Raw genomic sequence first — 23717 nt, forward strand, 5'->3', positions numbered from 1 at the left:
GGTTTTGCGGTGCCTTTGGGGTGGGTCATGGCAGCACCTTGGCGACGGCGTCGAGCATGGCCTGGGGGGAGGCCAGCTGCATCTCGCCGCTTTCGATGTGCACGGCCACCTGCACGGTGCTGGCGCGGGTCATGCGCTCGCCGGTGGTGGCATCGCTGATCAGGTAGTGGATCTTCAAGCGGTTCTCCCACTCCACCAGGCTGGCGCGCACGCTCAGGCGCTGGCCGAAGGTGGCGCCGCGGATGTAGCGCAGCTGCAGGTCGATTACCGGCCACGCATAGCCGCTGGCCTGCATGCGCAGGTAGTCGTGCTCCAGGCGGTCGAGCAGCGCGCAGCGGGCGACTTCCAGGTACTTCACATAGTGGCCGTGCCAGACGATGTGCATGCTGTCGACGTCGAAGAACGGCACGACGATCTCGCTGTCGACGTGAAACACCCCGGGGTTACGCATGCAGCCCCCAGTGGCGCTGGCCGATACGGGCCAGGCACAGGCGCAGGTCGTGCTCGAGGGCACGGTCCTCGGTGACCGGCGCGAAGTCCTCCAGCAGTGCCGCGTGCATCTGCGCCAGGGCCGGCGGCAGGGCGTGCGCGTCGGCCTGGCGCTGGCGCAGCCAGACGCCCTGGTTGGCGGCCAGCAGGGTGGCGGCGGCGACCTGTTCGGTCAGCTCCAGCACGCGCAGGGCGTCGCGGGCGGCGATGGTGCCCATGCTCACCTTGTCCTGGTTGTGGCATTCGGTGGAGCGGGAGAACACGCTGGCAGGCATGGTCTGCTTGAGGGCCTCGGCGGTCCAGGCGCTGGCGCCGATCTGCACGGCCTTGAAACCGTGGTTGAGCATGGCGCGCTCGGCCTCGGCGCCCGAGAGGTTGCTCGGCAGGCCATGGTTGTAGCGTACGTCCACCAGCAGGGCGAGCTGGCGGTCGAGCAGGTCGGCGACGTTGGCCACCAGGTTTTTCAGGCTGTCCATGGCGAAGGCGATGTGCCCGCCATAGAAGTGCCCGCCATGCAGCACGCGCTCGGCGTCGCCGTCGATGATCGGGTTGTCGTTGGCGCTGTTGAGTTCGGTTTCGATGAACCCGCGCAGCCAGCCCAGGCTGTCAGCCAGCACGCCCAGCACGTGGGGCGCGCAGCGCAGCGAGTAGCGGTCCTGCAAACGGTGCAGTGGTGGCAGCGGGGCGTCGATGGCCAGGTCCTGACGCAGCCAGGCGGCGACCTGGGTCTGGCCGGGGTGCGGCTTGGCGGCGAACAGGCGCTCGTCGAAGTGCTCGGGGTTGCCCTGCAGGGCGATGACATTGAGCGCGGTGATGCGCGTGGCCAGCTTGAGCAGGTAGTCGGCGCGGGCGAAAGCCAGGCAGGCCAGGCCGGTCATCACCGCGGTGCCGTTCATCAGCGCCAGGGCTTCCTTGGGGCGCAGCACCAGGGGCTGCCAGCCCAGTTCGCGGTGCACGTCGGCGCTGGTGCGACGCTCGCCGTTGTACATGACTTCGCGCTCGCCCGACAGGGCCGCCGCCACGTACGACAGCGGCGTCAGGTCGCCGCTGGCGCCGACCGACCCTTCCTCGGGGATCAGCGGCAGGATGTCGTGCTCGATGAAGGCCTGCAGGCGTTCCAGCAGTTCCAGGCGCACGCCGGACACGCCATGGCTCAGCGAGCGCAGGCGCGCCGCCAGCACGGCGCGGGTGGCCGGGGCGTCGAGCAACCGGCCCAGGCCGCAGCCGTGGAAGGTGTAGAGGTGGCGGGGCAGGGCCTCGACATGCTCCAGCGGCACGGCCACCACGCAGGAGTCGCCGTAGCCGGTGGTCACGCCGTAGATCACCCCTTCCTTGTCCAGCAAGGTGTCGAGGAAGCGCGCGCCACGGGCGATGCGCTCGCGGTAGGCGGCGTCGGCCTGCAGGCGCGACGGCGCGCGGCGCTCGGCCAGGGCCAGGACGTCTTCGATCGCCAGCGGCGCTTCGCCGAAGGTTACAGGCTCATGCGGATGCATCGTCATCGGTCTTCCAGAAGGGGTAGAAATTGAACCATTGCAGCGGGGCCTGGGCGCAGTAGTGGCCCAGGCGTTCGGCGTAGCGGGCGGCCCATTCGGCGATCACCGCGTCGCGCTGGCCACGGCGCCAGTGCAGGCGCTCGACGAACGGCTCGAGGGTGACCTGGTAACGGCCCTGTTGCTTGAGGCAGAACAGCAGGTTGAGCGGGCAACCCAGCAGCCCGGCCAGCAGCCACGGCCCCTGGGGGAATGCCGCCGGGTGGCCGAGAAAGTCCACCTCCACGGTGCGCCCGCCGTGCAGCGGCACGCGGTCGCCGGCAATCGCCAGCCACTCGCCGCGCTCCAGGCGTTCGGACAGTTGCAGCATCACTGCCGGGTCCAGCTCGCTGACCTGGATCAGCCGCAGGTGGCTGGCGCCGGCTTCGCCCAGCAGGCGGTTGAAGTGTTCGGCATGGCGGGTATGCACCAGCACGTTCATGGTCACTTTTTCGCCGATCTCGGCCAGGGCCCGGCACACTTCCAGGTTGCCCAGGTGCGCGCCCACCAGCATCTGGCCGCGCTCTCCACGCAACTGCTGGCGCAGGTTGGCCGGGTCGACGATATCGATCTGCGAAAGCGCCAGCCGGCCGTTCCACACGTCGAGCTTGTCCAGCAGGGCCTCGGCGAAGGCCATGAACTGGCGGAACACGCGCCACTGGCCGGGGGCCTGGACCTGGCCGGCGCTCCAGCGATGCAGGCGCTGCTGGTACTGCCAGGCGCTGCGCCGGGCGCGGCCGCCGAAGATGAAGAAGTAGGCGACGATCACGTGGATCAGCGGGCTGAGCACGCGCCGCCCGAGCAGGCGGGCGAGGGTGGCGGTGAGCTTCATAAGCCAGAAGCTGCCGCGTTCCTGGTGCTCGGCCCAGTGCTCGGGGCGTTCGCTCATGCTCGCCACCTGCGCCAGAGGATCAGCGGGGCGCGCAGGAGCATGCCGAAGAACAGCTTGGCGTGCATCTTCGAGATCAGCGCGTTGTCGTGGAACAGGCGGAAGTGCGACAGGCCGTCCTGGGGGTAGTGGACCTTGGTCGGCAGCCAGCGCATCGGCTGGTTGCGCCACGACAGGCGCACCAGGATCTCCGGGTCGAAGTCCATGCGCCGGCCGAGGTTGACGCTGTCGATCATCGCCAGGGTCGCGGGCAGCGGGTAGACGCGAAAGCCGCACATCGAATCGGGGATGCGCAGCGACAGGCTGTTGATCCACACCCACACGTGGGTCAGGTAGCGGGCATACAGCCGACCCTTGGGCACGCTGGCGTCGTACTGTGGATAACCACACACCAGGGCTTGCGGGTAAGCCTGCGACTGTTCCAGGAAACGGCTGACATCGGCCAGGTCATGCTGGCCGTCGGCGTCCACTTGCAGGGCGTGGCTGAAGCCCAGGCGCGCGGCTTCGCGCAGGCCGGCCATCACCGCGCCGCCCTTGCCCTGGTTGACCGCCAGGGTGACCAGGTGAACGTCGTCGCGCTCGGCCAGTTGGCCCAGTACCTGGGCGCAGGGAGCATGGCTGGCGTCATCGACCAGCACGCAGGGCAGGCCGGCGCGCAGCAGGTCGTCGACCACCTGGGGCACCGCTTGTTCGTGGTTGTACACCGGGATCACCGCGCAGGGCTTATGCATGGGCGGTCTCCAGCACGATGCGGCCGCTGGAGCAGGGTTGCCCGGCGCAGGTGTAAACGAAGTAGAGCTTCCCGCGTGTCGCGTCGAAGCGCAGGGTCAGCAGCAGCTCGTCGCCGGGGCGCACCAGCTGCTGGAACTTGAGCACTTCCATGCCGGCGAAGCGTTGGGCCAGTTGCAGGTGCGAGGCGGCCAGGGCGATCGCCCAGTCGAGCTGGACAACGCCTGGCAGCACCGGCGTTTGCGGGAAGTGCCCGGAGAAGCAGGCCAGGTCCAGGGGGACGGCCAGGCGCAGGTGCAGTTCCTCGCCCGCTTGCCGGTGCCCCAGCACCTCCGGCGCCATGCTGCGTGGGGCCAACAGCAATGCCTGCAGCTCGGCGTGGGGCAGCTTGCCTTGGGGGTTGAGCGGCAACTGGCGCGCCAGGCGCCAGCGCCGTGGCAGGGCCAGCGCCTCGCAGTGGCCGGCCAGGTGCTGGCGCAGGCCATCGACCACGGCGCGGCGGCCCTGGTTGCGCAGGGCGTGCAAGCCGGCCGGGGTCAGGGCCACCAGGGCGCCGAGGTAGGCGCGACCTTCCTCGATCACCCCCAGGCGCGCCTCGGCGACCCAGGCATGGGCGCAAAGGGCCTGTTCGAGCATGGGCAGCGAGATGCGTTTTTCTTCGAGCTTGACGATGCGGTCCAGCCGGCCAAGCAGGCGGAAGCGCCCGTCGTCGCTGAACTCGGCGGCATCGGCGCTCTGCTCGATGTGCCCGGCGGGCAGGTAGGGCGAGGCGATGCGCAGGGCGCCGTGTTCATCCTGGCTCAAGCGCACGTCGGCGAACGGTTGCCACAGGGGTTGGCCCTGGCGCCAGGCGATGCCACCGGTCTCGGAGCTGCCGAGAATCTCGGTCGGCCACTGGCCCAGGCGCTGATGCAGGCGTTCGGCGGCGATAGACGGCAGCTCGCCGCCCGAGGAAAACATCCGACGTACCGGGCTCAGGGCTGGCCAGTCGAGGTTGTCGCCCATGCGCTTGAGCAGCGCCGGGCTGGCCACCCAGGCAAACGCTGCGTGTTCGCGGCTGGCGCGCTGCAGGTCCTCGGGGAACGGCAGTTGCCGGCGCTCGAAGCCGCGCCCGGCGCACAGTGGCCAGAGCACGCGAAACAGCAGGCCGTAGATGTGTTGGGTGGCGACGCTACCGATGATCCAGGCGTTGCCCAGGTCCTGGCCCCAGAGCTGTTCCAGGGCGTTCACTTCGTTGGCCAGCTGGCGCAGTTGCTTGTCGATGCGCTTGGGCTCGCCGCTGGAACCGGAGGTGCACAGGCTGATGCGGCAGGTGTCGACGTCGAGGTCGGCGGGGGCGAGTGCTTCGCCCAGCAGGTCGTCGAGCTGCTCGTCAGTGGTCAGCCACAGGTCGACCTGGGTGTGCCAGCGCTCGCGGGTGGCGGGTTGCAGGTCGGCGGGCAGCAACACTTCGACGCCCGCGCGCCAGGCGCCGAGCAGGGCGATGGCCAGCGACGCAGCGTCTTCGAGGTGCACGGCCAGGCGCCGGATCCCGCGTTGGCGCAGGCCTCCAGCCAGGCACAGGGCCTGGCGGCACAGCTCGGCGTGGTCCAGTGCTGGCGCGTGGGTCACCAGGCGCGGCGCGTCCAGCGGGCGCAACAGGTGTTCGAGGTTGATCCAGTTCATGAGCGTCCTCGCACACGTTGTCTTATCAGCCATTCGATGGCGAACAGCAGGCCCATCGCGGCGTAGGCGATCAGGCCGTTGTACAGGGTCCACCAGGCCAGCGGCGCCCACAGGGTTAGGCTGGCGGCGATCAGGCCGTTGCCCAGGAAGAACAGGCACCACACCTGGGTCACGCGGCGGGTGTAACGCACGGCGTGGGGCGGCAGGTCGGGGTCGCGCAGGCGCGCCAGGCGTTCGGCCACCGGCATGCCGCGCAGCAGGCTGGCGCCGAACAGGGCCAGCATGAAGGCGCTGATCAGCACCGGGTACCAGCGCAGCAGTTGCGGGCTGTCGGACAGCCCCAGCAGGGCGCAGAACGCCAGGGCCACCAGCGCCATCCACAGGTTGCCCGGGCGGCGCGGCGTGCTCAGGGCACGGGCCAGCCACAGGCCACCGAGCAGCAGGCCGAATTGCCAGGGGGCGAAATGGGCCATGCCGAAATGCACCGCGAAGGGGTACAACAGCCCGGCCAGCAGCAGGCCGAGGCCGATCAGACGCTTCATGCCGCCGGGCTGACCAGGCGGTGTACCGCCTCTACCACATCATTGACGGTGCGTACCGACTTGAAGTCGTCGGCGGCGATCTTCTTGCCGGTCTGGCGCTTGATATGGTCGATCAGGTCGACGGCGTCGATGCTGTCGATTTCCAGGTCCTGGTACAGGTTGGCGTCCAGGGTCACGCGCTCGGGTTCCAGTTCGAACAGCTCGACCAGGGCGTCGCGCAGGATGTTGAAGATGTCTTCACGGGTTTGCATGGTGCGGTCTCAGGCTGCCTGGCGAGCGGTGACGAACGCCGCCAGGGTGGCGACGTTGGCGAAATGGTTGCGTGTGTCCTTGGCGTCGGCGTCGATCTTGATGCCGTAGCGCTTCTGGATCGCCAGGCCGAGCTCGAGGGCATCCACCGAGTCCAGGCCCAGGCCTTCGCCGAACAGGGTCTGCTGGTCGTCGATGTCCTGCACGCTGATGTCTTCCAGGCCCAGGGCGTCGATGATCAGTTGCTTGAGGTCATGGTGCAGGTGTTGCTGTGCATCGCTCATCGGCGGCGAGCTCCTTTATGTAGTGCTGGTGCAGAAAGTCGTTGAGGCGGCGCGAGGCGATCGGCGCCGGGCCCATGGCGGCGTAGGCCTGGGGGTCGATATCGGCGCCGACGCGCAGGCTGAAGTGCACGCGGCGGCAGGGGATGCGGTACCAGGGCTCGTGCTTGGTCAGGGTGGTGGGGCTGACCCGGATGGTCACCGGTGTGATGATCTTCGCACCGCGCAGGGCGATGGCCGCGGCGCCGCGATGAAAGGCGGGGGCCTGGCCGGGCGCGGTGCGCGTGCCCTCGGGGAAGATGATCAGCGGCTGGCCTTGCTGCAGTGCGGCGACGGCGTTGTCGAGCATGTCCATGCTGCCGTCGTTGCCGATGTACTGGGCCTCGCTCACCGGGCCACGGGTGAACGGGTTGGCGAACAGGCTGTGCTTGACCACGCAGTTGGCCTGACGCACCAGGCCGATGAGGAACACCACGTCGATCAGTGACGGATGGTTGGCGATGATCATCTGCCCGGGCCGGCCCAGGCGCTCGGCACCTTCGACCGTGTAGGTGAGCACACCGGCGGTGTGCATGAAACGGATGAAGCGCCAGAACAGCCAGCCGATGGTGCGCCGGGCACGCTGGCGGTGGCGCGCGGCGTCACCCGGCAGGCAGGCGAGCAGGGGGAACACCAGTAGACGCAGGCACAGGCCGCCCAGGCCGAACAGGCCAAAGCTCAGGGCGGTGGCCAGCAGGCGCCAGTAATAGGCGTCCCGCGGGCGCTCTATGGCTGTCGTTGCCAGTTCCATGTGCGGCGGTTCCAGGTGTGGGTAAAGGAGGGGGTGTTGCCCAGCAAGGCTTTCAACCAGCTCAGGGCATGGGGCTGCGGGGTGCGCGGCACGTCCGACGAAGATTGATGGCTTAGTGCCAGCTCCCATTGTCGCCCAGCCGTGAGGCGTAAAGCCAGTGCATAGGCAAACGGCACGTCGTCGATCCAGGGGCCATACACCGGTGGTGGCAGTTCCTCGGCGATGATCAACAGCACTGCCGGGGCGCCTTCCTGCAACAGGCCGGCGGCTTCGAGCAGGCCTTGTTCAAAGCCGTCGCCGGCTGCGGCCAGGGCGGTCATCTCGCAGGTTTCGCCGCGCAGGATCGACCACAGACCGATCACGGCGTTGTGCACCGAAAGGCTGAACTGGGTGGGCGACAGCGGCTGTTGTTCGGCCAGGTCGCTGAGGATCGAGAAGGTGCGCGGGGTTTCACCGTGGCGCGAGACGAACACCAGTGGCATCGGCGCGCAGCCTTCGGCCAGCGGCCAGCCCACGGCGAACGCCATGCGCGCCAGCTGGCTGAGGCGACGCCGCTGCATGGCGGGCAGGAACGACACGTCCGGCACCTGCGCCTCGGCAGAGGGGCATTCGCCGGTGGCGGCCCAGGTCTGCCAGTCGGCGGGCGTCTGCAGGCCGGGGGCCCAGGCGCGCCATTGGCTGATATCAAAGGTGATCACGGTGCTTGTTACTTCCCGCTCTGTGGGACTTCCTTGCCTTGGGAATGACTCGGAACACAGACCTTGCAGGGGCGCTTTGCCGAGTGGCGCGCATTATCCCGGTGACGGAGGTGTGTAGCAATTAGTCGTTACATTCTTGCCAGTCAGACATTGCATTCTCGAAGAAGTATCGAGTTGGATGATCCGGGTAGGCATTTTCCGACGGCTGGTCAGAGACAGGTTGTCGGTCGCACACGCTGCAACTTGAGCGAAGAGTGCTGGCCATTAGCGGTGTAGCGCCACATACTCGGGCATTCGTTGATACACGGAGGTCTGTCATGCGGCGCGTGGTGTTCAATCAGAAAGGTGGCGTGGGCAAGTCGAGCATTGCCTGCAATCTGGCGGCGGTGAGCGCCAGTGAAGGCTACCGGACCCTGCTGATCGACCTGGATGCCCAGGCCAACTCGACCCAGTACCTGACCGGCCTGACCGGCGACGACATTCCCATGGGCATCGCCGACTTCTTCAAGCAGTCGCTGTCCAGCGGGCCGTTCGCCAAGAAGAACAAGGTCGATATCTATGAAACCCCCTTCGACAACCTGCACGTGGTCACCGCCACGGCGGAGCTGGCCGACCTGCAGCCCAAGCTCGAGGCCAAGCACAAGATCAACAAGCTGAGAAAACTGCTGGAAGAGCTGGACGAGGACTACGACCGTATCTACATCGATACCCCGCCGGCCTTGAATTTCTATGCGGTTTCCGCGTTGATCGCCGCTGATCGCGTGCTCATTCCCTTCGATTGCGACAGTTTCTCGCGTCAGGCGCTGTATGGCCTTCTGGCCGAGATCGACGAATTAAAGGACGACCACAACGAAGAGCTGGTGGTCGAAGGCATCGTGGTCAACCAGTTCCAGTCGCGCGCCAGCCTGCCGCAGCAGATGCTCGACGAGCTGCTGGCCGAAGGCCTGCCGGTGCTGCCGGTTTACCTCGGCAGCTCGGTGAAGATGCGCGAGTCCCACCACGCCAGCCTGCCACTGATCCATCTTGAGCCACGGCACAAGCTGACCCAGCAGTTCGTCGAATTGCATGACTTGCTGGAGCGCTCTGCCTGATTCGGGCACGGTAGCGTGCTTGCGATTTTGCCCTCGGATGCCTAGTATTCTCCCAAAAAGGGAGATCCAGGCGGGTGCGAGTCATTGCGAAGCGAACGCTGGTCAGGTTTTGGGAGGTCCCGGGGTGCGAAGATGCCAAGGCACCCTTGGAAAGTTGGCATGATCTGGTGCTCAAGGCGGATTGGCGCTCCCCTCAGGACGTGAAAGCGCAGATCGGTAATGCAAGCATCTGCGCCAACAATCGCGTTGTCTTCAACATCGGGGGTAACAAGTACCGGCTCGTTGTGGAAATGCAGTACCGGGCCGGTATCGCCTGGGTGAAGTTCGTCGGCACGCACAAGCGGTATGACGAGATCGACGTGGAGACGATCAATGAATATTAAGCCCATCCGCAATGATGATGACCTTCAAGCCGCGTTCCGGCGTTTGGAAGCCATTTTTCAGGCTGAACCCGGGACGCCGGAAGCAGATGAAATGGAAGTGCTTGTGACATTGATCGAGGTCTACGAGAACAGGCACTACCCTATTCACCCAGCCAACCCGATTGACGCCATCAAGTTCTGCATGGACCAGCAAGGTCTTACACCACGTGATCTTGAGCGGTATATCGGGCCGAGTGGGCGCGTTTCCGAGGTGTTGAACGGCAAGCGCGGCCTGAGCCTCTCAATGATCAAGCGTCTGCATGATGGTTTGAGAATTCCTTACGAGTCGCTCTTGGCCAGTGCCTGATTCCCTTCGTAAGCACGTCTAGACACCCTGGCCGCGCAACCATTCCAACAGCGATTGGAGCGGGAAGGCGCCGGCTTGGCGTGCCATTTCGCGGCCATTCCTGAACAGGATCAGGCTGGGGATCGAGCGGATGCCCAGCTGCCCGGCGAGGTTGCGATTGGCCTCGCTGTCGAGCTTGGCCAGGCGGCAGCGGCCGGCCAACTGGCGCGCAGCCTGCTCGAAGGTCGGGGCGAAGCTTTTGCACGGGCCGCACCAGTCGGCCCAGACATCCAGCAGCAACGGCAGGTCGCCCTTGATCTGGGCGGCGTAGGTGCTTTCGGTCAGTTCGAAGGGGCGGGTGAGCAGCACTGCCTGCTTGCAGCGGCCGCATTTAGGATCGTCGCCCAGGCGCTCGGCGGGCAAGCGGTTGAGGCCGTTGCAGTGGGGGCAGGGGATGACCAGGGGGTCGGACATGAGGGCTCCAGTTGATTTGGGCGTGTGGCCCGTTCGCCGGCAAGCTGGCTCCTACCGGGAATTGTAGGAGCCGGCTTGCCGGCGAACCGGGGTTGCAAATTCATGAAGAGCAACTGATCTCCAGGTGCTTGCCCCACTCCGGCGGTCGCTCGGCATAGGCCTGCATCCCAGGCTGTTCCTCGAACGGTCTGCTCAGCACCTGGTGCAGGCGCCGCACCTCACTGTAGTCACCCGCTTCAGCCGCCTCGATGGCTTTCTGCGCCAGATAGTTGCGCAACACATACAGCGGGTTGACCGCCTGCATCCGCTCGCGCCGGCCCTCGGCATTGCCGGGCTCGCGTTCGCAACGGGCCAGGTACTCGACGCCCCAGGCATCGAAACCGGCCAGATCGACGAAATCATCGCGCACCACCTTCAGTGCCTCAGCCACCGGACGCTCACCCAGCTTGCGGAAGAACAGCGTGTAGTCCACGCCGCCACTTTGCATGCGCTGCAGCAGGCGCTCCACCAGCGCCATGTCGTCGTCTTCGGCCGTGGTCAAACCCAGGCGGCGGCGCATCAGGTCCAGGTAGTGCGCCTGGTACAACGGCAGGAACAAGCCCAGCGCCTCTTTAAGCGGCTCCACCTCGATAACCGTGGTCAGGGCCTGGGCCAGGGCGCTCAGGTTCCAATGGGCGATCGGCACCTGGTTGGCGTAGCTGTAGCGGCCCCGGTCGTCGGAGTGGTTGCAGATGAAGTTGGCATCGAAGTCGTCGAGGAAGGCGTAGGGGCCGAAGTCGAAGGTGATGCCGAGGATCGACATGTTGTCGGTGTTCATCACCCCATGGCAGAAACCATACGCCTGCCAACGGGCGATCAGCTCGGCGTTGCGTTCGACGATGGTGCGGAACATCGCCAGGTACGGCTGTTCGGCTTCCCGGCACTCGGGGTAGTGCTGTTCGAGCACATGGTCGATCAGCAGGCGCTGCTGTTCCGGCTGCTGGGTGTAGTAGAAGTACTCGAAGTGGCCGAAGCGCACATGGCTGTGGGCCAGGCGCAGCAGCATGGCGGCGGTTTCGCGGGTTTCGCGCCACACCGTGGCGCTGGAGCCGATCACGCACAGCGCGCGGCTGCTGGGAATGCCCAGGGCGTGCAGGGCTTCGGAAGCGAGAAATTCGCGGATCGACGAGCGCAGCACGGCACGGCCGTCACCCATGCGCGAATAGGGCGTCTGGCCGGCGCCCTTGAGGTGCAGGTCCCAGTGCTCGCCGGCGTCGTTGACCACCTCGCCCAGCAGCAGGCCGCGGCCATCGCCCAGGCGCGGGTTGTAGGAGCCGAACTGATGGCCGGAGTAGACCATGGCGCGCGGGTCGGCCTCTTCCCAGAGCTTGTGGCCGCTGAACAACTCGGCGAACACCGGCAGGTCGGCCTGGGCCGGGTCGAGGTCGAGCAGGGCCATGGCCGCTTCGCTGGCCACGACCAGGCGCGGGTCGGCGATCGGGTCGGGCAGGACCTGGGTGGAGAAGGCGTCGCCGAGGCGGGCGAAGCGGTTGTCGAAGACGAGTTGGTCGAGGGACTTCACGGGGCCTGCTCCTGGGTGGCGGTGCCTGGGGCCGCTTTGCGGCCCTTCGCCGGCAAGCCGGCTCCTACCGGTGGGCGGTGTAGGAGCCGGCTTGCCGGCGAACGAGGGCAAAGCCCTCGCAGCGAATGTGCACAGGATAAAGTATTCGGGCGTTCTCAGGCCGACGCCGTGCCATCCCGCTTCGGCTGCTCCATCGGGATCAGCTGTTGCTTGCCGCCCTTCTGGTCCATCAGGAACACCTCCACCTGGCGCACCGAGATCTTGATGTCGTGCGCCTTGAACTCGCGGTTGATGTAGCGGTTCAACTCGTCCAGGGTCGGGTTGCGGTCGCCAAGGTCGCGCACATGCATGCGCAACTCGTGGTCCAGCGAACTCTCGCCGAAGTTGAGGAAGTACACCAGCGGCTCGGGGTCTTTCAGTACCCGTGGGTTGTCGTGGGCGCCCTTGAGCAGGATATCGCGCACCAGGTCCAGGTCCGAACCGTAGTCGATCCCCAGCTTGAGCGTCACCCGGGTGACCGTGTCGGTCAGCGACCAGTTGATCAGCTGGCCGGTGATGAAGGTCTTGTTGGGGACGATGATGTCCTTGCGGTCGAAGTCGGTGATGGTGGTGGCACGGATGCGGATCTTGCTCACCGTGCCGGACAGGTTGCCGATGGTGATGGTGTCGCCGATGCGCACTGGGCGCTCGAACAGGATCATGATGCCGGAGATGAAGTTGGCGAAGATCTCCTGCATACCAAAGCCCAGGCCCACCGACAGCGCCGCCACCAGCCACTGCAGCTTGTCCCAGCTGACGCCAAGGGTCGACAGGGTACTGACGATACCCACGCCGACGATGGTGTACGACAGCAGCGTGGTGGTGGCATAGGCGCTGCCCTGGGCCAGGTTAAGGCGCGACAGCACCAGCACCTCCAGCAGGCCGGGCAGGTTGCCGGCCAGGGCGAAGGTGATGCCGACGATCACCAGTGCGCCAAGCAGGTCGCCGAGGCTGATCGGCACCATGCTGGCGGCGGCGCCGGTGCCGCTGGTGTATTCGTAGAGGGTGAAGTTGTTGAGGTAGGAGAACACGCTGATCAGGTCTGCCCACACCCAGTACAGGCCAGCGATGAAGCCACCCAGCAGGGCCAGGCGGATCAGGCGCAGGGACTGCTGGTTGACCTGCTCGATGTCCAGGGTCGGCTCTTCGGTGACCACTTCACCGTCCAGCCCTTCCTTGGCCGCCTGGCGTTTGCTCAGGGCGCGCTGGTAGGCCAGGCGCCGCGCCGCCACCGACAGGCCACGCACGAATGCGGCCTCGATCACCAGCCAGAACAGCAGCAGGTAAAGGGTGTAGATCAGCCGGTCGGTGAGCTTGAGGGCGGTGTAGTAGTAGCCGAAGCACACCGCCACGAACAGGGCGATGGGCAGGGCGGTGAAGGCCACCCCGACCGCTTTGCGGAACAGCGAGGTATTGCGGTGCGCCGGGCTGCTCAGCAGCAGGCGGCTGAGCAGCCAGGCCATCAGTGCATAGCAGGTCAGCACCACGCCGATGCCCAGCACGTCGTCGGCCAGCGCCGACGGCTGGTGCTCGGCCACCGCCACCACGCCCACCAGGGCCAGCACCACGGTGCCCAGGCGGCGCACCCAGCCGCGCAGGAATTCAACCTGCGGCTTGTGCCAGCGGAAGTGGATCTCCGCCACGCCACCGGGGGCGAGGATACGGTAGGCGGTGTAGAACACCAGCCAGGCCTGGGCGATCTGCCACAGCGCGGCGCCCAGGTTGGCGTTCTGGCCGCGGGCGTCGATCTGCAGCGCATAGCTGCCCAGGGCCAGGGCCAGGGCCACTGGCATGGCCAGGAGGATGTTGATCAGGATTGCCTGGGGCGTGTGCCACTGGCTGTCACGCTTGAAGTGGCCGATGTCCTGATGGACCTTGCCCAGGCGCTGGTACAGGTACTTGCGTCGCCACAGCAGCGCGCCGATCACCAGTAGCAAAGGCAGGAACAGCAGTGGGCGCTGGCTCAGGCCGTCGCCCAGTTCCTTGACCCCCGAGCCCCAGGGCAGGCTGGCGACCTGTTCGGCCAGGCGCTCGGGCACGTAGCGCAGCCACTCCCAGTCCAGCGGCTTGTTGCTGGGGATCCAGAACATCTGCTCTTCGAGGGTGGTGCGCAGGTTCTGCGCGGTGCCCAGCAGTTGCTTCTGGTTCAACTGCAGGGTGATCGATTCATTGAGCAACGCCGAGAGTTCGCGGTTCAGGCGCTCGAGCAGGTCCGCGCGGGTAATCGCCACTTCCAGCAAGGCCTTGCGCAGCACCGGGGTGACGTCTTCCTGGGGTTGGCTGGCCAACAGCCGATCCACGTAGCTGGACGGGCTGCTCATCTGCTCGCGCTGCTGGTTGATCTCGAACTGGTACAGGCGGATGTCGGCGATCTGGTCGGCCAGGTCGCGGTCGACCTTCAGGTGCGGCAGGGCCTGCTTCTGCTTGTAGAGGATCTTCGACAGCAACAGGCTGCCCTTGAGCACGTTGATCTGCTCGTCGAGGGCCTGGTCGGCCTGGGTGAGGCTGTCGAGCTGCTGTTTGGTGCGCAGGTTCTGTTGCGTGAGTTCGTTGAGGCGGTCGGTGCTCTTGAGCAGGTAGTCGGACAGCTTGAGGTTGGCCGAACTTTCGTTGGCCAGCAGCGTGCTGCCGCCGGCCTTCTGCGCTTCGATCGACTGCTGGGTGACGGCCTGCTGGGACTGGGCCAGGCGTTTGTCGTTGATCAGCGTCTGCAGGTCCTGGATTTCCTGCTCCAGGCGGGCGGCGCGCTCGATCAGCAGGTCATGCTGGGCATTGCCCAGGTCCTGCAGCAGGCTGTTGCCGGCCAGTTCCTGGCGGCGCAGCAGGGTGAGGGCGTTGAGCGAGGCGAGTTCGGCGTTGAGCTGGTTGCGCTGGTCGGTGTTGAGGGTCTTGCCGTTGTCTTTGCCAGCCTTGAGCGCGTTGTTGATCTGCTGGGCGCGGGTCTGGTTGTTGCTGATCTCGGCCTGGGCCCGCTCGGGGCGGGTCTGCGAGTTGATGATCAGGCTGTTGGCCTCGGACAGCGCCTTCTGCAGCTCGCCTTGCTGTGTGCTGCGCTCGCTGAGCATCTGCTCCAGCTGCGGTACGCCCAGGTTGGCGAAGCGCTGGGCCACGGGCGGCGCCTTGCTGTCCTTGAGCTTGGCCAGGTCGCGCTGGCTGTCGCGGGTCTGTTGCGGGGCGTCGGCCAGCTGCTGCTTGAGCGCGGCCAGCTTCTTCTCGCTGTCGTCCTTGTTGGCGAGCAGCGCCAGGGTTTGCTCGAGCACCTGCTGCAGGGCTTTCTGCTCGGTTTCGGGCAGCTTGCGCTCGGCAATCTTGTCGAGGCTGTTCTGGATGCTGGCGGTGGTCGGGGTCTCGGCGGCCGTGGCGGCGAACGAGAGGGCGAAGCACAACCCGATCAGGGCTGTGCGCAAATACACGCGCAGGGACATAGGCAGACTACTTGCAAACCAAGGCAGAGAACGGAGTTTAGAGGAACAACCCGGGGCCGGGTCGAGTACCTTCGGGGAATCTGACGCCCACTTTCTGGATCTTGTTCCCGTCCATGACCGCGACGGTCCAGATCGTGCCGTGCCATTCGATCTGGTCGCCTACTACTGGCGCGCCTCCGACCTTCTGTCGGATGAACTGCGCCAGCGGCATTTTCGCGTCCAGGCCATCGAGTTTCAGGCCATAAAGCGCGGCCACCGCACCCAGCTCGGCATCGCCTTCGAGGACGAAATCGCCGAAGAAGCGCAGGTCCAGGCCACGCTGCGGTGCCTGGCTGAACAGTTTGCCCAGGGCTGGCAGGTTGTGTTCGTGGCCGATCACGCAGAGCATGTCGCCGACTTCAAGCACGGTACTGCCCGAAGGGTGCAGCAGCTGCTCTTTGCGAAACAGCGCGGCGATGCGCGTGCCTTCTGGCATCTTCAGCTCCCGCAGGGCCGCGCCGATGCACCATTTCTCGGCGCCCAGGCGGTAGACGAACAGTTCCCACTCGCTGGTGACATGCACTTCGAGCGCCGAGCGGGAGATCGGTGCCGGATCCGGTGGCACGGTAACCTTCAGCAGCTTGGCCATCCACGGCAGGCTGGTGCCCTGCACCAGCAGCGACACCAGCACGATGAAGAACGCCAGGTTGAAGAACAACTGGGCGTCCGGCAGGCCGGCCATCAGCGGGAACACCGCGAGGATGATCGGTACCGCGCCGCGCAGGCCGACCCAGCTGATGAAGCCCTTCTCGCGGCCATGGAAGGCCTTGAACGGCAGCAGGGCGGCGACCACCGACAGCGGCCGGGCGAACAGGATCATCCACAGCGCCAGGCCCAGCGCCGGCAGGGCGATGGGCAGCAGGTCGTGGGGCGTGACCAGCAGGCCCAGCACCAGGAACATGCCGATCTGCGCCAGCCAGGCCATGCCGTCGAGCATGTGCAGGATGCCGTGGCGGCTGCGGATCGGCTTGTTGCCCAGCACCAGGCCGCACAGGTAGACGGCGAGGAAGCCGCTGCCGTGCAGGGCATTGGTCAGGGAGAACACCACCAGGCCGCCAGCCACCACCAGGATCGGGTACAGGCCGCCGGCCAGGTTGATACGGTTGACCAGTTGCAGCATCAGCCAGCCGCCGCCCAGGCCCATCAGCCCGCCGATACCGAACTCGCGCAGCAGGTGGGTGAGCAGGCTCCAGTGCAGGCCGGTCTGGCCGCTGGCGATCATGTCGATCAGGGTGACGGTGAGGAACACCGCCATGGGGTCGTTGCTGCCCGACTCGATCTCCAGCGTGGCGGTGACCCGTTCGTTCAGGCCTTTGCCGCCGAGCAGCGAGAACACCGCCGCGGCGTCGGTGGAGCCGACGATGGCGCCGATCAGCAGGCCTTGGATCAGGCTCAGGTCGAACAGCCAGGCGGCGACCATGCCGGTCAGCCCGGTGGTGATCAGCACGCCCACGGTGGCCAGCGACAACGCCGGCCACAGGGCCACGCGAAAACTCGCCACCCGCGTGCGCAAGCCGCCGTCGAGCAGGATCACCGCCAGTGCCAGGTTGCCCACCAGGTAGGCGGTCGGGTAGTTGTTGAAGATGATGCCACCACCATCGACCCCGGCAAGCATGCCGACGGCGAGGATGATGACCAGAATGGGGATGCCCAGGCGCGATGACAGCGAGCTGACCAGAATACTTGCCCCCACCAGCAAAGCGCCGATCAGGAACAGGCTGTTGATGGTGCTCGCATCCAAAGGCGGTACTCCGGGACATCGCAGAGAAAAGGGACCTGCTGCGTGAACTAGCAGGTCGCGTGCCAATTGATTCTAACCTGATGAATTGGCAGGCTGTAAAGCGTTTCCGCATATGAAAAAAGGCACCTCGAGAGGTGCCTTTTCTTGTGCTGGTCAGTGCTGGCCCTTCGCGGATGAATCCGCTCCTACAGTCTGTAGGAGCGGATTTATCCGCGATTGAGCCGGCGCAGGTTCAGGCCTGCTTCACTTCACGCAGCGCCTTGCCCTTGACCGGTGCATCGCCCGCCACATAGTACTTGGCGGTGCTGCGCGGCAGCGGCTTGCGGCCACGGATCTTGTCCGAGATCTTCTCGGCGATCATGATCGTGGTGGCGTTCAGGTTGCCGGTGATGATCAGCGGCATGATCGACGCGTCGACCACACGCAGGCCCTGCATGCCGTGCACACGGCCTTCGCCGTCTACCACCGCCATGTCGTCGGTGCCCATCTTGCACGAGCAGGACGGGTGGAAGGCGGTTTCGGCGTGCTCGCGGATGAACTTGTCCAGTTCTTCGTCGGTTTGCACGTGGGCGCCCGGGCTGATCTCGCGGCCGCGGAACGCGTCCAGCGCCGGCTGGGCCATGATTTCACGGGTCAGGCGGATGCCGTCGCGGAATTCCTGCCAGTCCTGCTCGGTGGACATGTAGTTGAACAGGATGCTTGGGTGCTGGCGCGGGTCTTTCGACTTGGCCTGGATGCGACCACGGGCTGGCGAGCGCATGGAGCCCATGTGCGCCTGGAAGCCGTGCTCTTTCACACCGTTGGAGCCGTTGTAGTTAATCGCTACCGGCAGGAAGTGGTACTGGATGTTCGGCCACTTGAACTCAGGACGGGTGCGGATGAAGCCGCCGGCCTCGAACTGGTTGCTGGCGCCGATGCCGGTACCGTTGAACAGCCACTCGGCACCGATGGCCGGCTGGTTCCACCACAGCAGCGATGGGTACAGCGACACCGGCTGGGTGCAGGCGTACTGCAGGTACAGTTCCAGGTGGTCCTGCAGGTTCTCGCCGACGCCCGGCAGGTCGTGGACCACCGGGATGTCGAGGCTTTCCAGCAGGGCGCGTGGGCCGACGCCGGAGCGCTGCAGCAACTGCGGCGAGGCGATGGCGCCGGAAGAAACGATGACTTCCTTGCGGGCGCGGGCTTCGACGCGCTCTTCGCTGTCACCCACCAGGTAGGTCACGCCAACGGCACGCTTGCCGTCGAACAGCACGCGGTCGCTCAGGGCGTGGGTGACGATGGTCAGGTTCGGGCGCTTCTTGGCCTGGTCCAGGTAACCGCGGGCGGTGCTGGAGCGACGGCCTTTCTTGGTAACCGAACGGTCCATCGGGCCGAAGCCTTCCTGCTGGTAGCCGTTGAGGTCTTCGGTGCGCGGGTAACCGGCCTGCACGCCGGCTTCGACCATGGCGTGGAACAGCGGGTTGTTGCCGGCTTTCGGCGTGGCCACGCTGACCGGGCCTTCACCACCGTGGTAGTCGTTCGGGCCGATGTCCCGAGTTTCAGCTTTTCTGAAATAGGGCAGGCAGTCCAGATACGTCCAGTCCTCAAGGCCTGGCAGTTCCGCCCAGCCGTCGAAGTCCATGGCGTTACCACGGATGTAGCACATGCCGTTGATCAGCGAGGAGCCACCCAGGCCCTTGCCGCGGCCACATTCCATGCGGCGGCCGTCCATGAACGGCTCCGGGTCGGTCTCGTAGGCCCAGTTGTAGCGGCGGCCCTGCAGCGGGAAGGCCAGGGCGGCCGGCATCTGGGTGCGGAAGTCGAAGCGGTAGTCGGGGCCACCGGCTTCCAGCAGCAGCACGGAGACGCTGGCGTCTTCGGTCAGGCGGGTGGCCAGGGTGTTACCGGCCGAGCCGGCACCGACGATGATGTAGTCGAATTCTTTGGACATGAAAGTACCCTCGTGTTGGCGGTGATCAGGGAGCGGAAACGCCCGTGCGCGAAGGCACGGGCGTGGCTAGACAGGGTTTAGAAAACCGAGTTGTAGCCGCCCAGCTCGACCTGGACCGACTTGATGCGAGTGTATTGAGCCAGCGAGCTGACGCCGTTCTCACGGCCGACGCCCGACTGCTTGTAGCCGCCGACCGGCATCTCTGCTGGCGATTCGCCCCAGGCGTTGATCCAGCAGATACCGGCTTCGAGCTTGTGGATGATGCGGTGGGCGCGGCTGATGTCGTTGGTGCACACGCCGGCGGCCAGGCCGTATTCGGTGTCGTTGGCGCGACGGATGACTTCTTCTTCGGTCTCGTAGCTGAGGATGCTCATCACCGGGCCGAAGATCTCTTCCTTGACGATGGTCATGTCGTCGGTGCAGTCGGTGAACACGGTCGGGGCTACGAAGGCGCCCTTGGCGAAGTCACCGGCAGTCAGACGCTCACCGCCGCACAGAACGCGGGCGCCTTCTTCTTTACCCTTGGCGATGTACGAGAGCACGCTTTCCATGTGCTGGAAGCTGACCAGCGGGCCGAAGTTGGTGTTCTCGTCTTCCGGGTTGCCGGCACGGATGCGGGCGACGCGCTCGGCGATCTTGGCTTCGAACGCGGCTTTCATCGCGGCAGGCACGAACACGCGGGTGCCGTTGGTGCAGACCTGACCGGAGCTGTAGAAGTTGGCCATCATGGCGATGTCGGCGGCCTTGTCCAGGTCGGCGTCGTCGCAGATGATCAGCGGCGACTTGCCGCCCAGTTCCATGGTCACTTCCTTCAGCGACGAGCTGGAGGCGCTGGCCATGACTTTCTTGCCGGTGGTGGTGCCGCCGGTGAACGAGACTTTCTCGATGCGCGGGTGCTCGGTCAGCCAGGTGCCGACTTCGCGGCCGCTGCCGGTCAGGACGTTGAACACGCCGTTCGGCAGGCCGGCTTCGGTGAAGATCTCGGCCAGTTTCAGGGTGGTCAGCGAGGTGACTTCCGACGGCTTGAAGATCATCGCGTTGCCGGCGGCCAGGGCCGGGGCGGATTTCCACAGGGCGATCTGGATCGGGTAGTTCCAGGCGCCGATACCGACGGTCACGCCCAGCGGCTCGCGGCGGGTGTAGACGAAGGACGATTCGCGCAGCGGGATCTGCTCACCTTCGATGGCCGGTACCAGGCCTGCGTAGTATTCCAGCACGTCGGCGCCGGTGACGATGTCGACGTAACGGGTTTCCGAGTACGACTTGCCGGTGTCCAGGGTTTCCAGCATGGCCAGCTCGTCGTTGCGCTCACGCAGGATGTCGACGGCGCGGCGCAGGATGCGCGAACGCTGCATGGCGGTCATCGCGGCCCAGACTTTCTGGCCGCGCTCGGCGCTTTCGACGGCTTTTTCGACGTCGGCTTGGGTCGCGCGCTGCACATGGGCGAGGACTTCGCCGGTGGCCGGGTTGATGGCTTCGAAGGTGGCGTCGCTGCCAGCGTCGACGTAAGCGCCATCAATGTAGAGTTTTTGCGTTCCGAAACGGGCCATAGTGTCCTCGCAAGTGCAGTGTGTGGTTGGCTGCCGCGTCACGCTCCTGCCGGTTGGCTGGTCGCTGCGCGCGGCTGTTCAGAGGCCTGGTCGGTTGTGCCCAGGGACTGCTGTTTAGCCAGTTGTAGATCCATGTATTCGTAAGCGATGCGTACCGCCTGGTCGGTGTCGAATGCATCTCCCGACAGGGCGCCACGCAACCACAGGCCGTCGATCAAGGCTGCCAGCCCGCGGGCGGCCTTGCGCGCATGGTAGAGCGGCAGGACGCGGCGGAACTGACAGCACAGGTTGGAGTACAGGCGGTGATCGTTGATCCGCTGCAACCTGTGCAAAGACGGCTGGTGCATGCTGGAGGCCCAGAAGGCCAGCCAGGTTTTCATTGCCGGGCCATTCACCTGGCTCGCATCGAAGTTGCCTTCGATGATCACCTTCAGGTGGGCACGCGGGCTGTCGTCCGTGAGTGCCTGACGACGCGCGATCACACCCTCGTTGAGCATGTTCATGATGTGGCGCATCGTCGCTGCGATCAGGCCGTTCTTGTCCTGAAAGTAGTGACTGATGATGCCGTTCGACACACCGGCCAAACGGGCAATCAGCGCAATGCTGGCATCGCCCAGTCCGACCTGATCGACCGCCTGTAACGTGGCTTCGATCAACTGCTGGCGGCGGATGGGTTGCATACCGACCTTGGGCATCTTGCTATCTCCTCAGGCCTGCGGGCAGACGACGAGCGGCTGCCTCGGCGAAGGCCAGTCTATTTTGTTTTGATTGAACGTTCAATCAATAAAGAATAAGCTCTGCGACAATTTGTGCCATTGACAGTTTTCAGGACGGTCAAGAGGACACGAATCGACACCCCAGGAAATCGTGTAACCCCCGGAATACAAGGCGTTGACGGGCATGAGCGATGCAAAGGACAGATTCTGCCGAGCGGTCATGGACTGCGCGGTCGGCCCTTGGAGCGGGCCAGGTGGTCTGTGGCGAATGCGCGCACCTTCTGCTGAGTGCGTGGCAAGGCGACAGGCGGCCGGTCTGTTTTTTTTGCAGCGTTTCGATTCGGGATCACGGTTTCCAGGGTGCTTTTATAACACCTTGCGCAGTAGGGCTATTGCACCAATTGCGTGGGAAATAACTGTTTAGCCTCCACTGCCGCACTGCCCGGAGCATTCGAGCAATGAGTTCTGCTTCCCTGACAAAGCCTCCCGCCGAGCGGGTACGGGTCAATCGCGTGGTGTTCTTCACCTCGGCGATGATGATCCTCGTTCTGACTGCCTTGCTGATCGCTGTACCCGAAACCGCCGGCCAGGTGTTGGGCGTCGCCCAGAAATGGCTGACCCGTACCTTCGGCTGGTACTACATGCTGGTGATCTGCGGTTACCTGCTGTTCGTCGTCTACCTGGCCTTCTCCGACTTCGGCAAGCTCAAGCTGGGCGGCAAGGACGACACCCCCGACTTCAGCTACGGCGCCTGGGCCGGCATGCTGTTCTCCTCGGGCATCGGTATCTCGCTGCTGTACTTCGGTGCCTCCGAGCCGCTGGACCACTACTTCAACCCACCGGAAGGTACCCCTGCCAGCCTCGCGGCCGCGCGCCAGGGCCTGCAACTGACCTTCCTGCACTGGGGCCTGCATGGCTGGGCAATCTACGCCCTGGTCGGCCTGGCCGTGGGTTACTTCGCCTACCGCCACAACCAGCCGCTGGCACTGCGCTCGGCGCTGTACCCGCTGGTCGGTGAGCGTTGGGTCAAGGGCGGTGCCGGCCATGCCGTGGACATCTTCGGCATGTTCGTCACCCTGCTGGGCTTGGTGACCAACCTCGGTATCGGTTCGATGCAGGTGGCCTCGGGCCTTGAGTACCTGTTCGGCATGGATCACAGCAAGACCAACCTGCTGGTGGTGATCCTGGTCATGGCGGGCGTTGCCACCGTGGCCGCGGTGTCGGGCGTGGAGAACGGCATCCGCCGCCTGTCCAACCTGAACATCCTGCTGTTCAGCGGCCTGCTGATCTTCGTGCTGCTGGCCGGCAATACCCTGCACCTGCTCAACGGCTTCGTGCAGAACATCGGCGACTACCTCAACGGTGTCGTGCTGAAGACCTTCGACCTGTATGTCTATGAAGGCGATGGCGACAAGTCCGAGCGCTGGCTGGGCCTATGGACCGTGTTCTACTGGGCCTGGTGGATCTCCTGGGGCCCGTTCGTCGGCATGTTCATCGCCCGTATCTCCAAGGGCCGCACCGTGCGCCAGCTGGTCAGCGGCGTGCTGCTGATCCCGCTGGGCTTCACCCTGGCCTGGCTGTCGATCTTCGGTAACACCGCATTGGACCTGGTGATCAACCAGGGGGCGGTGGAGCTGGGCAAGACCGCGCTCGAACAGCCGTCGATGTCGATCTACCAACTGCTGGAATTCTTCCCGGCCGCCAAGGTCGTCATCGGTGTGGCAGTGTTCGTCGGCTTCGTGCTGTTCCTGACCCCCGCCGACTCCGGCGCGGTGATGATGGCCAACCTGTCGTGCAAAGGCGGCAAGGTCGACGAAGACGCCCCGCACTGGATGGTGGTGTTCTGGTCGGTGGTCATCACCCTGGTCACCATCGGCCTGATGTTCGCCGGTAACTTCGAGGCGATGCAGACCATGGTGGTGCTGGCCGGCCTGCCGTTCTCGGTGGTTCTGGTGCTGTTCATGTTCGGCCTGATGAAGGCCATGAAGCAGGACGTCGCGGTCGAGAGCGAGCGCGCCGAGCTGGCCGCCCGTGGCCGTCGCGGCTTCAGCGAGCGCCTGAGCCAGCTGGACCTGCAGCCGACCCAGGCCGTGGTGCAGCGCTTCATGGACAAGCAGGTCAGCCCGGCGCTCAAAGAAGCCGCCGAGCAGCTGCGCACCCTGGGCTTCGAAGTCGAGACCCGTGTTGGCCAGTCGCGCAACATGATGGGCCTGCGGGTGATGATGGACGAGGGCAACCCCTTCGTCTACGAAGCCAGCCTGGACGGCTACATGGCCGCGCCGAGCGAGGCGCCGGTCGAGGGCGAGCCGGAAGTGCGCCAGCGCTTCTACCGTGCCGAGGTGTACCTGCATGATGGCAGCCAGGAATACGACCTGATGGGCTTCACCCGCGAGCAGATCGTGCGTGACGTGCTGGATCAGTTCGAAAGCCACCGCCAGTTGCTGGGGCGCGTGTACAGCTGATCACGGCTGAAGTGAACAAGGGGCCCGGCGCGCAAGCGTCGGGCCTTTTGTCGTTTCAGGGGCGAAATATGTAGTGCCTGCGGTGTGCGGGTGCGGGGGCATGGTGGCGGTTCATCAACG

21 protein-coding genes are annotated in these 23717 nt (G+C 65.4%); 4 read left to right on the forward strand and 17 right to left on the reverse strand.

The genetic code is table 11. From position 1 onward, the window contains the following. Positions 1-25 precede the first annotated feature (25 nt). From PSEEN_RS01630 to PSEEN_RS01675, 10 genes are read right to left on the reverse strand one after another with little or no spacing between them, the layout of a single operon-like run. Positions 26-451: an acyl-CoA thioesterase gene (locus PSEEN_RS01630; protein ID WP_011531775.1), complete on the reverse strand. Its 426-nt coding sequence runs from the start codon at positions 449-451 to the stop codon at positions 26-28. Then, positions 444-1988, reverse strand: a complete 1545-nt coding sequence (locus tag PSEEN_RS01635; protein ID WP_011531776.1) for an HAL/PAL/TAL family ammonia-lyase — start codon at positions 1986-1988, stop codon at positions 444-446. Before PSEEN_RS01635 ends, PSEEN_RS01630 begins: the two co-directional genes overlap by 8 nt. After that, positions 1969-2907 (reverse strand): LpxL/LpxP family acyltransferase, encoded by a 939-nt coding sequence (locus PSEEN_RS01640; RefSeq protein WP_011531777.1) that lies wholly within the window; start codon positions 2905-2907, stop codon positions 1969-1971. Before PSEEN_RS01640 ends, PSEEN_RS01635 begins: the two co-directional genes overlap by 20 nt. Then, positions 2904-3638 (reverse strand): glycosyltransferase family 2 protein, encoded by a 735-nt coding sequence (locus PSEEN_RS01645; protein WP_011531778.1) that lies wholly within the window; start codon positions 3636-3638, stop codon positions 2904-2906. Before PSEEN_RS01645 ends, PSEEN_RS01640 begins: the two co-directional genes overlap by 4 nt. Then, positions 3631-5301: an acyl-CoA synthetase family protein gene (locus PSEEN_RS01650; protein ID WP_011531779.1), complete on the reverse strand. Its 1671-nt coding sequence runs from the start codon at positions 5299-5301 to the stop codon at positions 3631-3633. The genes PSEEN_RS01645 and PSEEN_RS01650 overlap by 8 nt, the downstream gene beginning before the upstream one ends. Then, positions 5298-5843 (reverse strand): COG4648 family protein, encoded by a 546-nt coding sequence (locus tag PSEEN_RS01655; RefSeq protein WP_011531780.1) that lies wholly within the window; start codon positions 5841-5843, stop codon positions 5298-5300. The genes PSEEN_RS01650 and PSEEN_RS01655 overlap by 4 nt, the downstream gene beginning before the upstream one ends. Further along, entirely contained in the window at positions 5840-6094 is a 255-nt protein-coding gene (locus PSEEN_RS01660; protein ID WP_011531781.1) for an acyl carrier protein, read from the reverse strand. Before PSEEN_RS01660 ends, PSEEN_RS01655 begins: the two co-directional genes overlap by 4 nt. Positions 6095-6103: 9 nt before the next feature. Beyond that, on the reverse strand, positions 6104-6376 hold the full coding sequence (locus tag PSEEN_RS01665) for a phosphopantetheine-binding protein (RefSeq protein WP_011531782.1): 273 nt from the start codon (positions 6374-6376) through the stop codon (positions 6104-6106). Beyond that, complete coding sequence (locus PSEEN_RS01670) at positions 6345-7163, reverse strand: lysophospholipid acyltransferase family protein (RefSeq protein ID WP_011531783.1); 819 nt, start codon at positions 7161-7163, stop codon at positions 6345-6347. The genes PSEEN_RS01665 and PSEEN_RS01670 overlap by 32 nt, the downstream gene beginning before the upstream one ends. Next, positions 7139-7861 (reverse strand): beta-ketoacyl synthase chain length factor, encoded by a 723-nt coding sequence (locus PSEEN_RS01675; RefSeq protein ID WP_011531784.1) that lies wholly within the window; start codon positions 7859-7861, stop codon positions 7139-7141. Before PSEEN_RS01675 ends, PSEEN_RS01670 begins: the two co-directional genes overlap by 25 nt. 317 nt (positions 7862-8178) lie before the next feature. Here PSEEN_RS01675 and PSEEN_RS01680 point away from each other — a divergent pair, with 317 nt between their 5' ends. From PSEEN_RS01680 to PSEEN_RS01690, 3 genes are all read left to right on the forward strand, one after another. Continuing rightward, the gene (locus PSEEN_RS01680; protein ID WP_011531785.1) at positions 8179-8952 is read left to right on the forward strand and encodes a ParA family protein; all 774 of its coding nucleotides are present in this window, start codon (positions 8179-8181) and stop codon (positions 8950-8952) included. Positions 8953-9026: 74 nt separating this feature from the next. Further along, a complete protein-coding gene (locus tag PSEEN_RS01685; protein ID WP_011531786.1) occupies positions 9027-9335 on the forward strand; it encodes a type II toxin-antitoxin system HigB family toxin in 309 nt (102 codons plus the stop codon). Next, on the forward strand, positions 9325-9681 hold the full coding sequence (locus tag PSEEN_RS01690) for a helix-turn-helix domain-containing protein (RefSeq protein WP_011531787.1): 357 nt from the start codon (positions 9325-9327) through the stop codon (positions 9679-9681). The genes PSEEN_RS01685 and PSEEN_RS01690 overlap by 11 nt, the downstream gene beginning before the upstream one ends. Positions 9682-9699: 18 nt before the next feature. Here PSEEN_RS01690 and trxC read toward each other — a convergent pair whose 3' ends face one another. The 7 genes from trxC to betI all read right to left on the reverse strand — a co-directional run bounded on the left by trxC (position 9700) and on the right by betI (position 21114). After that, positions 9700-10134, reverse strand: a complete 435-nt coding sequence (trxC, locus tag PSEEN_RS01695) for a thioredoxin TrxC (RefSeq protein WP_011531788.1) — start codon at positions 10132-10134, stop codon at positions 9700-9702. Between the two features lie 100 nt (positions 10135-10234). After that, positions 10235-11695 (reverse strand): protein adenylyltransferase SelO, encoded by a 1461-nt coding sequence (selO, locus tag PSEEN_RS01700; RefSeq protein WP_011531789.1) that lies wholly within the window; start codon positions 11693-11695, stop codon positions 10235-10237. A 155-nt stretch (positions 11696-11850) separates the two neighbouring features. Beyond that, complete coding sequence (gene mscK, locus PSEEN_RS01705) at positions 11851-15159, reverse strand: mechanosensitive channel MscK (RefSeq protein WP_011531790.1); 3309 nt, start codon at positions 15157-15159, stop codon at positions 11851-11853. Positions 15160-15196: 37 nt separating this feature from the next. Continuing rightward, a complete protein-coding gene (locus PSEEN_RS01710; protein WP_011531791.1) occupies positions 15197-16939 on the reverse strand; it encodes a potassium/proton antiporter in 1743 nt (580 codons plus the stop codon). A gap of 232 nt (positions 16940-17171) precedes the next feature. Further along, the gene (gene betA / locus PSEEN_RS01715) at positions 17172-18869 is read right to left on the reverse strand and encodes a choline dehydrogenase (protein ID WP_011531792.1); all 1698 of its coding nucleotides are present in this window, start codon (positions 18867-18869) and stop codon (positions 17172-17174) included. A gap of 77 nt (positions 18870-18946) precedes the next feature. Then, positions 18947-20419, reverse strand: coding sequence for a betaine-aldehyde dehydrogenase (gene betB, locus PSEEN_RS01720; RefSeq protein WP_011531793.1), 1473 nt, complete (start codon positions 20417-20419; stop codon positions 18947-18949). 38 nt (positions 20420-20457) lie between these two features. After that, positions 20458-21114: a transcriptional regulator BetI gene (gene betI, locus PSEEN_RS01725; protein ID WP_011531794.1), complete on the reverse strand. Its 657-nt coding sequence runs from the start codon at positions 21112-21114 to the stop codon at positions 20458-20460. 536 nt (positions 21115-21650) lie between these two features. On the opposite strand from betI, the gene PSEEN_RS01730 reads away from it, so the two are divergent. Next, positions 21651-23597, forward strand: coding sequence for a BCCT family transporter (locus tag PSEEN_RS01730; RefSeq protein WP_231845310.1), 1947 nt, complete (start codon positions 21651-21653; stop codon positions 23595-23597). The last annotated feature ends 120 nt before the right edge of the window (positions 23598-23717 follow it).

The organism is Pseudomonas entomophila L48, from assembly GCF_000026105.1.
In the GTDB taxonomy this organism is placed as follows: Bacteria; Pseudomonadota; Gammaproteobacteria; order Pseudomonadales; family Pseudomonadaceae; genus Aquipseudomonas; species Aquipseudomonas entomophila.